Annotated in this window: 13 protein-coding genes and 1 pseudogene; 3 read left to right on the top strand and 11 right to left on the bottom strand. The window is 62.7% G+C overall.

The window, feature by feature from the left end; translation table 11 throughout:
• Positions 1–169 precede the first annotated feature (169 nt).
• Positions 170–3,382, bottom strand: coding sequence for a TonB-dependent receptor (locus RCH14_RS05885; RefSeq protein ID WP_343025226.1), 3,213 nt, complete (start codon positions 3,380–3,382; stop codon positions 170–172).
• Between the two features lie 410 nt (positions 3,383–3,792).
• Between RCH14_RS05885 and RCH14_RS05880 the strand changes: the two genes are divergently transcribed.
• From RCH14_RS05880 to RCH14_RS05870, 3 genes and pseudogenes are all read left to right on the top strand, one after another.
• Positions 3,793–4,158 (top strand): hypothetical protein, encoded by a 366-nt coding sequence (locus RCH14_RS05880; RefSeq protein ID WP_343025225.1) that lies wholly within the window; start codon positions 3,793–3,795, stop codon positions 4,156–4,158.
• Positions 4,159–4,182: 24 nt separating this feature from the next.
• Positions 4,183–4,917: pseudogene (locus tag RCH14_RS05875) on the top strand (SulP family inorganic anion transporter); the annotation flags it as partial.
• Positions 4,918–4,995: 78 nt separating this feature from the next.
• A complete protein-coding gene (locus RCH14_RS05870; protein WP_343025224.1) occupies positions 4,996–5,460 on the top strand; it encodes a YetF domain-containing protein in 465 nt (154 codons plus the stop codon).
• A gap of 14 nt (positions 5,461–5,474) precedes the next feature.
• Here the strand turns inward: RCH14_RS05870 and gluQRS are convergent, their stop codons facing one another.
• From gluQRS to RCH14_RS05820, 10 genes are all read right to left on the bottom strand, one after another.
• Positions 5,475–6,377 (bottom strand): tRNA glutamyl-Q(34) synthetase GluQRS, encoded by a 903-nt coding sequence (gluQRS, locus tag RCH14_RS05865; RefSeq protein WP_343025223.1) that lies wholly within the window; start codon positions 6,375–6,377, stop codon positions 5,475–5,477.
• Positions 6,378–6,387: 10 nt separating this feature from the next.
• A complete protein-coding gene (locus tag RCH14_RS05860; RefSeq protein ID WP_343025222.1) occupies positions 6,388–6,897 on the bottom strand; it encodes a nuclear transport factor 2 family protein in 510 nt (169 codons plus the stop codon).
• Between the two features lie 251 nt (positions 6,898–7,148).
• Complete coding sequence (gene rnk / locus RCH14_RS05855) at positions 7,149–7,553, bottom strand: nucleoside diphosphate kinase regulator (protein WP_343025221.1); 405 nt, start codon at positions 7,551–7,553, stop codon at positions 7,149–7,151.
• Positions 7,554–7,873: 320 nt separating this feature from the next.
• Positions 7,874–9,175: a citrate synthase gene (gene gltA / locus RCH14_RS05850; protein WP_343025220.1), complete on the bottom strand. Its 1,302-nt coding sequence runs from the start codon at positions 9,173–9,175 to the stop codon at positions 7,874–7,876.
• A gap of 97 nt (positions 9,176–9,272) precedes the next feature.
• Positions 9,273–9,539, bottom strand: coding sequence for a succinate dehydrogenase assembly factor 2 (locus tag RCH14_RS05845; protein ID WP_343025219.1), 267 nt, complete (start codon positions 9,537–9,539; stop codon positions 9,273–9,275).
• 164 nt (positions 9,540–9,703) lie between these two features.
• Positions 9,704–10,414 (bottom strand): succinate dehydrogenase iron-sulfur subunit, encoded by a 711-nt coding sequence (locus RCH14_RS05840; RefSeq protein WP_343025218.1) that lies wholly within the window; start codon positions 10,412–10,414, stop codon positions 9,704–9,706.
• Between the two features lie 58 nt (positions 10,415–10,472).
• Positions 10,473–12,251 (bottom strand): succinate dehydrogenase flavoprotein subunit, encoded by a 1,779-nt coding sequence (gene sdhA, locus RCH14_RS05835; protein ID WP_343025217.1) that lies wholly within the window; start codon positions 12,249–12,251, stop codon positions 10,473–10,475.
• A 2-nt stretch (positions 12,252–12,253) separates the two neighbouring features.
• On the bottom strand, positions 12,254–12,622 hold the full coding sequence (gene sdhD / locus RCH14_RS05830) for a succinate dehydrogenase, hydrophobic membrane anchor protein (protein WP_343025216.1): 369 nt from the start codon (positions 12,620–12,622) through the stop codon (positions 12,254–12,256).
• Positions 12,623–12,624: 2 nt separating this feature from the next.
• On the bottom strand, positions 12,625–13,050 hold the full coding sequence (sdhC, locus tag RCH14_RS05825) for a succinate dehydrogenase, cytochrome b556 subunit (RefSeq protein ID WP_343025215.1): 426 nt from the start codon (positions 13,048–13,050) through the stop codon (positions 12,625–12,627).
• A 229-nt stretch (positions 13,051–13,279) separates the two neighbouring features.
• Positions 13,280–14,044: a GntR family transcriptional regulator gene (locus RCH14_RS05820; protein WP_343025214.1), complete on the bottom strand. Its 765-nt coding sequence runs from the start codon at positions 14,042–14,044 to the stop codon at positions 13,280–13,282.
• Between the last annotated feature and the right edge of the window lie 306 nt (positions 14,045–14,350).

Raw genomic sequence — 14,350 nt, 5'->3', positions numbered from 1 at the left:
TTTGTGGCGAACCCGGGGTTCGTTGGACGCGTGGACGGGGGACCCGTCCACGCTACGCCTGTCCTGCGGGCGGTAGGGTGGACGGCTACGCCGTCCACGCGTTCAACCCAACGTGATTGTGTGGCAAACCCGCGTTGACCGCGGGACCGCGGCGATGGTCGCTGCAGACTCAGAACTTGTAGTTCAGGCCCATATACGCCACACGGCCGGCGTAGTTGTTGCTGTAGAAGCGCGCCTTGGTGTCGTTGCCCAGGTACGAGTGCGATTCTTCCTCGGTGGCGTTCAGTACCGATGCGGTCAAGCTCAGCTGCGGCGTGAAGTTGTACGACGCGTTCAGGTCGACCTGGCTGTAGGGCGCCTCATACACGTTCAAGCCGTTCATCAGACCATTGACCACCTGGCCGCGGCGGTTGTACGACGCGCGCAGCATGAGCCGGTCGGTCGAGTAGAACACCGTCACGTTGGCCTGGTTCTTGGCGCTGCCCACGAGTGGCGACGTACCGATCTCGGTGCCGTCGGCCAGCGTGATGGCGGCCTGGTTGGTCTTGTTGTACGTGTAGTTGAGCTGGAAGCCGATGCCGTTGTCGAACGTGTGCTGGCCGTACAACTCGATGCCTTTCGACACCGCGTCGCGCCCGCCGGCACTGGTCGCATAGTTCTGCACCGCGATCGACTCGCCCCCGAGATTCAGGTTGACATCACGCACGACCGGCACCGCGAAGTTCTTGACGTTCTTGCGGAAGATGCCGGCGCCGAGCACCGAGCCGCGGTGGAAGTACCACTCCAGGCCCAGGTCGTACTGCGTGGCCTGGTACGGCTCCAGATCCTTGTTGCTGCCCGAGCCGAACCAGCCCTGGCGGTCGCCCCCGCCGATCAGGCGGCGATCGTTGACGTATTCCTGGCTGTAGTTGCTCAGGGCGCCCGGCGCGCCGATATCGTTGTAGCTTGGCCGCGCCACGACCTTCGAGGCGGCGCCGCGCAGCAGCAGCGTGTCGGTCAGGTCGTAGGCGACGTTCAGGCTTGGCAGCACATCGGTGTAGGTGCGGTCGAGCGAGCTGACCACATAGGTCGAGACGTGGCCGGTGGCCGGATTGGTTTCGCTGTCCGGCACGACCGTGAAGCCACTCGTGCAGCCCGAGCCGGCAGGCGCACCGGCGGCTGGCAAGCCACCGGCCAGGCATGGCGCCGGCGTGCCGTCGGGACCGTCGAAGAAGTAGTCGTTGTAGTAGTCGACCTTGTCGGTCGAGTCGGCATGCTGGCGGGTGCGCACCACGCGCACACCCAGGTTGCCGCGCAGGCGGTCGGTCTTGAAATTGCCCTGCAAGTACATCGACGTGATCTTTTCATCCACGTTGTAGATGAAGTTTTCTTCGTTGCGGGTCTGCATCTCGCCATACGTCTGGTTCAGGTACGAGATATAGGCCGGGTAATTGATGCCGGGGAAAGCGCTGGCTTTCAGGCCGCCCGTCAGGTTACCCAGCGATTCGTCGTACAGGAACTCGGGACGGAACTGGTTGGCCGACGCATCGCAGCCGTTCTGGTAGCGGCTGTCGTAATCGGCCGGGTTGGCGCCCTTGCAGACCCAGTAATTGTTGCCGGTGCTGCGGCTGGTGCCGCCGTCGCGGTACTTGGCGCCGAACTGGACCGAGTCGAGCCACTTGCTGTCGGCGTGCCAGGTCAGGTCGGCCTGCGCGTAGTTCTGGTCGGTGCTGTTGCGGGTCCAGGACGACGAGGTCGAGCCCAGGTCGATCTCGCCGATGCCATTGCGCAGGTTCTGCATCAGTTCCGGCGCGAACGTCATGGTCGGCGTGCCGCTCACGTCCCACGACGTGGCCGTGTTACCGAGCGCCCAGCTGCCGTCGGCATTCTGGCGGCGCGGCTTGATCGGCATGCCAAATTGCAGTTCCGGGCCGCCCTTGGCCCAGGTGCGGCCGGCCTTGAAGGTGGCGTCGACAGACTCGCCCTTCCATTCGACTTCGATGTCGGCCGTTTGCGACAGCGCCTTCTCGCGGCTGTAGCCGCCCGTGATCTGCGGGGTCGGGACCGTGCAATCGTCCGGACCGAAGCCGCCGGTATTGCTCAAGCCGCCCGCGCCGGCCTGCGCGCTGGTGCAGTAGTACGCCTTGCCCGGACGCAGGCTGTACTGCGCGCCGGTGACGACGGTGCCGCTCGGGTCGAACGTGAGGCCGTCGAGCAGGCGTCCGCCCGGCCAGTTGCCGTCGCCGTCGTAGCGCGCGATATTCCATTCCGGGACCTTCAGCTGGTTCAGCTGCGAATTCTGCTGCAGGTCGAAGCGGAAGTAATTGGCCGTCATGTTCAGGTTGCGCAGCGGCTTGAACTGCAGCGTGACCTGCCCGCCCTTGCGCTCGCGCTCGGTGGTGCGCACGTCCAGCGCCACCGCAGTCGGCATCGCGAACTTGGTGTAGTACTTGCCCGACTGGTCATAGAAGCCCGACTGGCCCCACCAGAACGAATTCAGTTTCGATGGCTGGCCATCGGCGCCCACCGGCGGCTGCGCCTTGTAGTCGTCGGCATACCATTGCCAGTTTTCGGTGCTCGCGCCCATCGTGCGCGTGGTGCGCTTTTGCTGGGTGTAGCCGACCAGCACGCCAAAGCGGTTGCTCTCGTCGTGCCACGCATACTGGCCGGAGAACTGCGGATCGGTCTTCTTGGTGGTATCGGCCCAGGTGCCTTCGGCGTTGACGAAGCCCGTACCCGACTTGACGTCGAGCGGCCGGCGCGTGCGCAGGATCACCGTGCCGCCGATGCCGCCTTCGTCGAAGCGCGCTTCGGAGGTCTTGTACAGCTCGGCGCTGGCAAGCATGTTCGACGGCATCAGCATGTAGTTGAACGAGCGCGACGGATCGCCATTCGATTCGGCGGTGGCGACGTAGTTGCCGTTCAGCTGCGTCAGGGTCAGGTCGGACGACAGGCCGCGCACGCTGACGTTCTTGCCTTCGCCGCCACTGCGGGTGACGACCACGCCCGGCACACGCTGCAGCGCATCGGCCACGTTCTTGTCCGGGAATTTGCCCACGTCTTCGGCGGTGACCACCTCGACGATCGAATTCGCCTCGCGCTTCTGGTCGAGGCTTTTCTCGATGGAGTAGCGGAACCCCGTCACCACCACCGTCGTCGGGCTGGCGCCGGCCGGCTGGTCGGCGGACGGCGTATCGGCGACTGCGGCTGCGGCTGCGGCTGCGGCTGCGGCCGGGACTGTTTGCGCTGCGCCCGGCTGTGCGGCCGGCGGCTGGGCTGCCCCGTCGACCGGCACGGTCTGGGCGTGAACGGTCGACAGCGACAGCAGCGCGAGACTGACGGCCATGGCGATGGGCGTGACGCTGCAGCGCTGCCGTGAAGCGCGGTGGGTGTGTGAATACATGTGTGTCTCCTGGTCGTGCCCTGTATGGGCTATCTTTTATGGCGGCAGCTGGTTTGGCGTCCGTCAACCGGCAGCCTTTGCGCACCGCAACGTGAAGCGTCCCGATGGTCAAGCCGGCGTGACACGCTCCTGAGGTGTCGCATGCCGGCTGGTCGCAGATTTACTAAACGGCGGCATCTCATCTGCATATCGCAGGGTGGTGCAAACCGGTACCGCAAATTTATACAAGTAATGTGTTAGGCCTCAACAAACTTTGGCAGTTTGCGTGAAGTTTAGTGCCGTTTAGTAAACGACGATGGCGCGATTTGCCTCCAAGAATGTTTCACGCTGTGCTGACGCGGTCGGGCGTCTCCATGATTTCTCCACATTGTTGGCGCAGCATGTGTTGCATGCCCACCAAGGAGAACACCATGAACCGCATCATCCGATCCAGCCTGGCCCTTGGCCTGGCCATGGGCCTGCCACTGTGCGCCAGCCTGACCCACGCCGCCGAACAACCCGACTGCCGTGGCACCAGCAGCAAATGCGCACCGCCACCACTACCGCCCGCACCGCCAGCTGCGCTACTGGCGCCAACGACGCCGCCTGCACCGCCAGTTGGTGTCGCACCGCCGCCGCCGCCACCCGCACGGGTCGGTCATGCGCTGAAGGACAGGCCGGCGCCACCAGCACCACCGGTGCCACCGGCACACGCAAGGCCGCCCGCACCGCCGTCACCACCGTCACCACCGTCACCAACGGATGACATGCCAGCTGCGCCACCACCGTCGCGCTGATCGAGCGATACCGCCGCGCACCGCAGCGACAAGAACCGCGAATGCGTCGGCCAGGGCATCGCCAACGTCGCCACCGGCTTCATCGGCGGCATGGCCGGCTGCGCGATGATCGGGCAATCGGTGACCAATGTGCAGTCTGGCGGACGCACCCACCTGTCGACGCTGACCGCTGGCGTGGTGCTACTGTTCATGGTCGTGTTCCTGGGCGACTGGGTGCGGCAGATCCCGATGGCGGCGCTGGTCGCCGTGATGATCATGGTGGCCATCGGCACGTTCAGCTGGGGCTCGATCACGAACCTGCGTGCGCATCCGGCCAGCTCGAGCATCGTCATGCTCGCCACCGTCATCGTCACCGTGGCCACGCACGATCTGGCCAAGGGCATGCTGGCGGGCGTGTTGTTGTCGGGCGTCTTCTTTGCGCAGAAAGTCAGCCGGATGCTGGGCGTGACGGCGCGCGTCGACGCTGACAGCGATGTGCGCCGCTATCTTGTCAGCGGTCACGTGTTCTTTGCGTCGGCCGACCAGCTGGTCCATGCGTTCGACTACAACGCAACAGACGCGACCGTGCACATCGACCTGAGCGATGCGCATTTCTGGGATATCACGGCCATCGGCGCGCTCGACAAGGTGGTCCTGAAACTGCGCCGGGCCGGTGCGCAGGTGTTCGTGCATGGCCTGAACGAGGCCAGCGCCACATTGATGAAGCGGTTCGCCATCCACGACAAGGACGGCGCACAAGACATGCTGGCCGGTCACTGATCCGGCATGGCGCAGCCGGGCGTCATGAGGTTGGCAGATTGATTACAATCAGCCACTATTTTCTGCCCTGGAGGCGCCATGTTCGACCTCGATCTACCCTGGTGGGAGCTGATCGCGCGCGGCGCGATCGTTTACTGCGCCCTGCTCGTGATGATGCGTGTGTCGGGCCGGCGCACGGTCGGCCAGTTCACGCCGTTCGACCTGCTGGTGGTGATGCTGCTGTCCGAATCCGTCTCCAATTCGATGACGGGTGGTGACGAATCGCTGTTCGGCGGGCTGATCATCGCCGCGACACTGGTGGCGCTGACCGTGCTGATCTCCTTCCTGACCTCGCGCAGCCGCAAGTTCGAGTCGTTCGTCGAGGGCAGCCCCGTGCTGATTGGGCGCGACGGCGTGTTTTTCGAGAATGTGATGAAGCGCTGCCGCCTGTCGCAGGACGATGTCGAAGAAGCGCTGCGCGGCGCCGACTGCCCGCGCCTGAAGATGAAATGCGCATTCCTGGAGACGAACGGCTCGATCAGCATCTTGCAGAATCCGCAGTAAATTACCGCAGTAAATTACCGCAGTGCGCCGTGCTGGGCCAGCAGGCGGCCCCAGGCAGGAATCGCAGCGCGCCAGAATGCATCAATGGAATCTGGCGCGGCGGGCTCCAGCACGAGCCCCAGAAACCCTGCGGTCTCTGTCAGCACCGCGATCGCCGCAGGCGCATCGCCCGCCGTGACCGCGAGCGCACCGGTCTGCTTCGACAACTTCTCGCCATTGCTGTTGCGTACCACCGGCACGTGCAGATAGCGCGGCGTCGGTGCGTGCAGGAGCCGCTGCAGATGGATCTGGCGCGGCGTCGAATCGAGCAGGTCTGCGCCGCGCACGATGTCGGTCACGCCCTGTTCGATATCGTCCACCACGACCGCGAGTTGATAGGCCCAGAACCCATCGGCGCGTTTCAGCACGAAGTCGCCGGCATCGCGCGCCAGGTGCTGCGTGACGGGCCCGGCAAAGCGGTCGATGAAGGTGATCTCGTCGTCGCCCGCCGCCGGCACGCGCACGCGCAGGCTGCGCATCGTGCGGCCCGGTCCGAGGCCATGGCGGCAGGTGCCGGGATAGATCGCGCTGCCATCGGGCGCCACGCCGATGCGTGAATCGGCGATCTCGCGCCGGTTGCAGCCGCACGGATAGGTGTCCTGCGCGATGCGCGCGGCAGCCGCTTCGTAGAGGTGCTTGCGCCGGCTTTGCCAGACCACCTCGCCGTCATGCGCCATGCCAAGCGCGGCCAGCAATTGCAGCATGCCTTCGGCTGCGCCGGGCACGCTGCGGCCTTCGTCGATGTCTTCGATGCGGATCAGCCACGTGCCGTCGTGCCAGCGGGCGTCGAGGTAGCTGGCCATGGCCGCGACCAGCGAGCCGGCGTGCAGGGGCCCGGAAGGCGATGGCGCAAAGCGGCCGATATAAGGCTGATTCACTGCAGGCTGCTTATTTCTTTGGCTGCTGTTCGTGCGCGGCGATGATGCCCACGACCTGCTCGTTGACGGCATTGGGCACCGCCAGCGACAGCTGGTAGTGAACGATCTCGAAGCCCGTCTTGGTCTTGCGCAGCACGCCGCTGGCCATCGCCGGCCCCATGTTCTTGGTATCGAGCAGCTCGTCGAACCAGATCAGGGATTTGTCGGCCGACGCGTAGACATTGCGGCGCGTGGCCTTGAAGGTCCAGGCCGCCTTGGCGTCAAAGTACTTCTTCGACCAGGCCTTGAATTCATCGCGCGTCCACAGCTCGGTGTGGTCGGTGCCGATATACACGCCATCCTTGGCGATCTTGTCAAAGTACGCCATGCGCGTATTGGCGGCGTCGTCGTGCCAGCCGTCGACGAAGGCGTTGACTTCGCGCGTCAGGCTTGCATCGGTGGCAGCGTGCGCGGGGCCGGCCAGCGACAGGCAGAGGCTCAGGCTCAGGCTAAGTAAGCAGGCGGTCAGGAGGCGTTGCATGGTGGTCCTTCGATGACGGTGATGAGCGAAGCATTCTACACATGCACGCAAGAGGCCGGTGCATTCGCCCACCCCGCCAGCGCAGGCACTTGGGAAGCACTGATTAATTCATGGAGGCGGACTTGGCGCGGAAAATAGCCACCCTGCGGCGTTGCAAATTCTCGCAATAGCTCGCTATTGCTGCGATTTGCGCCTTGCATGGCGGCTTTTTCCGCAGCCAATTCCATCCCCCAGAATAAATCAGTGCTCCCCTAGCGGTGCTGCCGCCCTGCTGGCTGTGCCTGATGCTCGATCCCGAGCACCGTGGCCTCGTGCGGCCCGTCCGGCTGCTGCCACGACATCCGCCCACCCACCCGCACGCCCAGCAGCGCTGTGCCGGCCGGCGTGAGCACCGACAGGCGTTCTGCGGTGTCCTGCATGTCGTTCGGATAGCTCAGCGTCATCGTCTCTTCTTCGCTGGCGCCGGTCACGCGAAAGCGCACGCGCGAATTCATCGTCACGACGTCGGGCGGCATCTCCCACGGCTCGACCAGTTGCGCATGTTCGAGTTCACCCAGCAGCGCGTCACGCGCTCGGGCCTCTGCCGGAGAAAGCCGATCCAGCACACGCTCGAGGCGTTCGAGGTCAAGCCAGGATACAACCATTGAATCACTCATTTCAGTCTCCACGATCAGCGTTGAGAGAGCCGGCTTGCCGCTACGATGGCGGGGCCTGGCTGCGGCGCTACGCACTGACGGCGTGCGCCGCTCGACCATGGGCGGCGCGGAGCAATCCGAGCCGCGCCAGCGTACGTGCACCAATGGGTTCGACTGATCGGGAATACATGGAATGTTTCATAGTGGCAATTGAAACTGATGAGCTCAGTATAGACCTCTTCGGCGGCAATGCCAGGGGTCGGCCGACGAAATATTTTCGCTGCAGGCGCCCATGAAAAAAGCGGGCCGCAGCCCGCTTTTTCAGCTATTGAACCAGCGGATTAACGCTTGTCCATGTCCGGCACGTCACGCGCCGGCGAGCCGACGAACAGCTGACGTGGACGGCCGATCTTTTGCTCAGGGTCGGCGATCATTTCGTTCCACTGCGCGATCCAGCCGATGGTACGGGCCATCGCGAAGATGCCGGTGAACATGGTGACCGGGATACCCAGTGCCGACTGCACGATGCCCGAGTAGAAGTCGACGTTCGGGTACAGCTTACGCGACACGAAGTATTCGTCTTCGAGGGCGATGCGTTCCAGTTCCATTGCCAGCTTGAACAGTGGGTCGTCCTGCAGGCCCAACTCTTCCAGCACCTCGTGGCAGGTTTCGCGCATCAGCTTGGCGCGCGGGTCGAAGTTCTTGTACACGCGGTGACCGAAGCCCATCAGCTTGACGCCGGAATTCTTGTCCTTGACCTTCTCGATGAAGGCCGGGATGTTCTCGACGCTGCCGATTTCTTTCAGCATGTTCAGGGCCGCTTCGTTCGCGCCGCCGTGGGCAGGGCCCCACAGGCAGGCGATACCGGCTGCGATACAGGCGAACGGGTTGGCGCCCGACGAACCGGCCAGACGGACGGTCGAGGTCGATGCGTTCTGCTCGTGGTCTGCGTGCAGGATCAGGATGCGGTCCAGTGCGCGCACCAGCACGTCATTGACCTTGTACTCTTCGCACGGATTGGCGAACATCATGTACATGAAGTTGGCGCTGTACGACAGGTCATTGCGTGGGTACACGAACGGCTGGCCGACGTTGTACTTGTAGGCCATCGCGACGAGGGTCGGCAGCTTGGCGATCAGGCGGATCGCCGAGATTTCGCGCTGCTTGGCATCGTTGATGTCGAGCGAATCGTGGTAGAACGACGCCAGCGCGCCGACCGTGCCGACCAGCACGGACATCGGGTGCGCATCACGGCGGAAGCCACGGAAGAAGAAATTCATCTGCTCGTGGATCATCGTGTGCTTGGTCACGGTGTCGGTGAACAGCTCTTTCTGTTCTGCGTCCGGCAGTTCGCCGTTCAGCAGCAGGTAGCAGGTTTCCAGGAAGTCGCAATTGACGGCCAGTTGCTCGATCGGATAACCGCGGTACAGCAGCTCGCCCTTGTCACCGTCGATGTAGGTGATGCTCGAGTTGCAGGCGGCGGTCGACATGAAGCCAGGATCGTACGTGAACTTGCCGGTCGCGCCGTACAGCTTGCGGATGTCGACGACGTCCGGGCCGATGGTGCCTTTGTAGATCGGCATGTCGATCGACGGGCTACCGTCCGAGAACGACAGGGTGGCTTTGGTATCAGAGATGTTCATGGCACTTCCTTCTTGTGGGAGTGGGTCTACAAAATAAAACGAAACCGGGGGGCGTCGCGACGTGCCGCGTTGGCGAATCGAAAGGCCCGTAGTTCGCTTACGCTAGCCGCAGCTTCGCCAGCAAGGCGTGCACGTGCGGCAGGTCGTGCTCGCCGGAGGGCTCGTTGCGCCCCAGCAGCAAGTCCAGCAACGGGTTGTCAGCCAGGTCCAGCAGGCGCGTCAGCGCATCGACCTCGTCGTCCGTCAGACCCTTTTCTTGCGCATCGAGAAAGCGCGTCAGGATCAGATCGTTCTCGAGCAGGCCGCGACGTGCACGCCAGCGCAGGCGCGAACGGTTGGCAGGATCGGCTTGATGTGTAATCACATTAAAATCCGTTGTTGGTTCGACATCATACTCCGGCTGACACGATTCGGCAGCACGGTACTTTTACGGTATTGCACACGTTCGTCGAACGCGTCCGACGCACGTCTGCACACCGCCAGACAACGCGTGCGGCGCCCACCTGCGGCGCCACACGCATCCATCGCTTAAATCGCGCGACGCACCAGCAGTTCCTTGATCTTGCCAATCGCCTTGTTCGGATTGAGGCCTTTCGGGCACACATCCGTGCAATTCATGATCGAGTGGCAGCGGAACAGGCGGTACGGATCTTCCAGGTTGTCCAGGCGCTCGTTGGTCGCTTCGTCGCGCGAGTCGGCGATGAAGCGGTACGCCTGCAACAGACCGGCCGGGCCGACGAATTTGTCCGGGTTCCACCAGAACGACGGGCACGAAGTCGAGCAGCAGGCGCACAGGATGCACTCGTACAGACCGTCGAGCTCTTCGCGCTCTTCGGGCGACTGCAGACGTTCTTTTTCAGGCCGGATCGACTCGTTGATCAGGTACGGCTTGATCGAGTGATACTGTTTGAAGAAGTTGGTCATGTCGACGATCAGGTCGCGCACCACCGGCAGGCCCGGCAGAGGACGCAGCACGATCGGCTGGGTCAGCTCGTTCAGGTTGGTCGTGCAGGCCAGACCGTTCTTGCCGTTGATGTTCATTGCGTCCGAACCGCACACGCCTTCGCGGCACGAGCGGCGCAGCGTCAACGAGTCATCGACGTCCGCCTTGATGCGCTGCAGGACGTCCAGCAGCATCTTGTCGGTGTCTTGCAGCTCGACCGAAACGTCTTGCATGTAAGGCTTCGAATCCTTGTCCGGATCGTAGCGGTAAATTTTCAGTTGGACAGTGCGTGCCATGTTTTACCTATCTCATCACGGCGGCCGGGCGACAATCGCCCGGTAGCCACAAAAATGTTTAGAAAGTACGTGCTTTTGGCTTGAAGGTCTCGACCGTCAGCGGCTTTTGCACGACGCCCTTGTAGTCGAGGCGGTTGCCCTCGGAGAAGAACAGCGTGTGCTTCATCCAGTTCTCGTCGTCGCGGACTTCGTAATCGCTGTGGGCGTGGGCGCCGCGCGATTCCTTGCGCGCCTGGGCCGAAACGATAGTCGCTTTCGCGGTTTCGATCAGGTTGTCCAGTTCGAGCGCTTCGACGCGAGCGGTGTTGAACACCTTCGACTTGTCCTTGAACGACACGTTCTTGCGGCGCTCGTCGAGCACCATGATTTCCTTGACGCCCTGCGTGAGCAGCTGGTCGGTGCGGAACACGCCGCAGTACTTCTGCATCGTGGCGCGGATATCGTTGGCGACGTGCTGCACTTTCTCGGTGCCGGTCGACGTTTCGAGGCGGTTCAGGCGATCGAGTGCGAAGTCGGCAGCATCAGCCGGCATCGGCTTGGCGACTTTCTTCTTCAGGTCGGACGCGACGACGTGGTTGCCGGCTGCGCGACCGAACACGATCAGGTCGAGCAGCGAGTTCGTGCCCAGGCGGTTCGCGCCGTGGACCGACACGCAGGCGCATTCGCCAATCGCATACAGACCACCCACGATCTTCTGGCCGCCCGCACCATCCGGTGCCACGACCTGACCATGGATATTTGTCGGGATGCCGCCCATCTGGTAGTGAATCGTCGGCACGACCGGAATCGGTTCCTTGGTCGCATCGACGTTGGCGAACTTGTGGCCGATTTCGAGGATCGAAGGCAGACGCTTCTTGATGGTGTCGGCGCCGATGTGGCGCAGGTCCAGCAGCACGTGGTCCTTGTTCGGACCGCAGCCGCGGCCTTCCTTGATTTCCTGGTCCATCGAGCGCGACACGAAGTCGCGTGGCGCCAGATCCTTCAGCGTCGGCGCGTAGCGCTCCATGAAGCGTTCGCCGTTGCTGTTGATCAGGATACCGCCCTCGCCGCGCACGCCTTCGGTGATCAGGACGCCCGCGCCCGCCACACCGGTCGGGTGGAACTGCCAGAACTCCATGTCTTGCAGCGGCAGGCCGGCACGCGCCGCCATGCCCATGCCGTCGCCGGTGTTGATGAAGGCATTGGTCGATGCGGCAAAGATACGGCCTGCGCCGCCGGTGGCGAAGATGGTGGTCTTCGCTTCGATGATCATGACTTCGCCGGTTTCCATTTCCAGGGCCATCACGCCGACCACGTCGCCTTCGGCGTCGCGGATCACGTCCAGTGCCATCCATTCCACGAAGAAGTGGGTGCGGGCGCGGACATTGCGCTGGTACAGCGTGTGCAGCAGCGCGTGACCGGTACGGTCGGCTGCTGCGCAGGCGCGCTGGACCGGCTTTTCGCCGAAGTTGGCCGTGTGGCCGCCGAACGGACGCTGATAAATCGTGCCGTCAGGGTTGCGGTCGAACGGCATGCCGAAGTGTTCCAGCTCGTAGACGACTTTCGGTGCTTCGCGGCACATGAATTCGATCGCATCCTGGTCGCCCAGGTAGTCGCCGCCCTTGACGGTGTCGAACATGTGCCAGTACCAGTCGTCCTCGCTCATATTGCCGAGCGAGGCGCCGATGCCGCCCTGCGCCGCCACGGTGTGCGAGCGGGTCGGGAACACTTTGGACAGAACAGCAACGTTCAGGCCGGCTTCAGCCAGTTGCAGGGAAGCGCGCATGCCGGAACCGCCGGCGCCCACGATGACCGCGTCGAACCGACGGGTAGGAATTGCAGTTTTGATAGCTGCCACGATTACACACTCCAGAGAATTTGTACGGTCCAGGCGGCGCAAGCGAGCAGCCAGAAGATCGTTACCAGCATCAGGAACAGACGCAGGCCTGCCGATTTAACATAGTCCATCCAGATATCGCGGATGCCGACCCAGGCGTGGTAGTACAACGCCAGGAACGTCACCAGCGAAAACAGCTTGAACCATTGCTGGGAGAACAGACCCGCCCAGCCTTCATAGGTGAAATTCTGGCCGGTCAGGAACGCGACCAGCAGGATGACGGTGTAGACCGCCATCACGATGGCGGTGACGCGCTGCGCCAGCCAGTCCCTGACGCCATAGTGCGCGCCGACGACGACGCGGCGTGTGCCGATATTATTCTTGGTTGCCATAATTAAAACACTCCGAACAGTTTCAGGCCGACCAACGCGGTCAGCAGCAGGCTGATCACCAGCACGACACGGGCGGTCTTTTGCGACGTGTCCTTCTCGATGCCGATGTGATTGTCCATGATCAGGTGACGAATGCCGGCGGTGAAGTGGTGCAGGTAAGCCCACGACAGGCCCAGCAGGACGATCTTGGCGAGCGGGTGGGAAACGATGCCGGCAAAGTAGCCGAACGACGATTCCGACAGCAGGCTTTGCTGGAACAGGTACAACAGGAAAGGCAACGCCAGGAACATGCCGGCGCCACTGACACGGTGCAGGATCGACACGATGGCCGATGGCGGCATGCGATATTTGCTGGTGATATCGGTGATGCCGATATTGCGGAACTCCGGCCGCCCCTTCTGCTTTGCTTCTCTCACGGCTTCGGACATGATGGTACACCTCCCTTATGACAACAATTTTTTATGTGAACCCTTTGGATTTTCGCTGATTTCCCTGTCTTGGTCCGTTAACGCGAAGCAAGGTGGGCGGGACAGCGAGCGAAGGACCGGGTCATGTCCGCCGCGCACCCAAAACCAAGTTATTTTAGTCGCTCTTGCCGATTTTCGCTGCAGCCCATATTGACTGCGGCAAAGTATTTCTATACGGCTGAGCTACTTATCAGGACAGCTCGTTCTGATAGTGATGTTGTTCCGTCAAGTACATCCCGCGGCGCAGCTCGACTGCCTTGTCGCCGTAGGTAAACGACACACGTTCGCCGCACAACAGCGGTGTGCCTTGCGGCACCTTCAAATAGTCGGCCGTGGCGGCATCGGCCGTGACGGCGCGTATCTTTTCCGTCGCGCGGATCATGCGGGTGCCGAATTCCGTTTCGAACAGCCCATACATCGGGCCCTTGTATTCCACCAGGCGCTCGGCGCTCAGGCCCTTGAACAACTGGCCCGGCAGCCACAGCTCTTCCAGGATGGTCGGCTTGCCCTCGAACGACTGCACGCGCTTGATGTAGACGACGGCGTCGCCCGCTTTCAGGTCGAGCAGGCGCGCGACCTCGGCCGGTGCACGGATGCGCTTGACCTCGAGGAAGCGGTTTTCAGGATGGTGTGGCAAGCCTTCGTCGGGCCGCAGGCGCAGAAAGCGAAAATGCGCGCGTTCTTCGGCGTGGCTGGCGACGAACGTGCCCTTGCCCTGGCGGCGCACGACCAGGTTCTCGGCCGCGAGCTCGTCAATGGCCTTGCGCACCGTGCCCTGGCTGACCTTGAACCGCCCGGCCAGCTCGACTTCGCTCGGCATCATTTCGCCCGGTTTCCACTCGCCGGCCTGCAGGCTTTTGGTGATCAGGGCCTTGATCTGCTGGTACAGCGGCCGGAAGGACGGCGAGCCGCTGGCGGCAGGGTCGGCAGCCGGATTGGACGAGGTGGAATTCATAGACCGCGATTTCACCACAAAAGCGCCATACCGTCCAGCTTTTGAGGCATTCAGATATCTGTCTTATATAAGACATAAGATATGAATTGACAGCCTTGATGACGCAGGCATACACTCATGCCCGACCGGGAGTCGGTGGCACTCTTGCTAGAGTACGCGCGCGACACCCGCGATTGACTTTTGAATAGCCCGGCCGACGCTTTTTGTTATCATTGCAGTCTGATTAAAGTCTGATTGCAGCTGAGCGCTACAAGCGTAGGCTCGGCGTCGACCTCGGTGCAAACCGTTTTCATTCCCACTTTTGGA

This window comes from Massilia sp. MP_M2 (assembly GCF_039123635.1).
GTDB lineage: Bacteria > Pseudomonadota > Gammaproteobacteria > Burkholderiales > Burkholderiaceae_D > Telluria.
The sequence above is the reverse complement of the archived record's forward strand: the minus strand, read 5'-3'. Positions and strand labels throughout refer to the sequence as shown.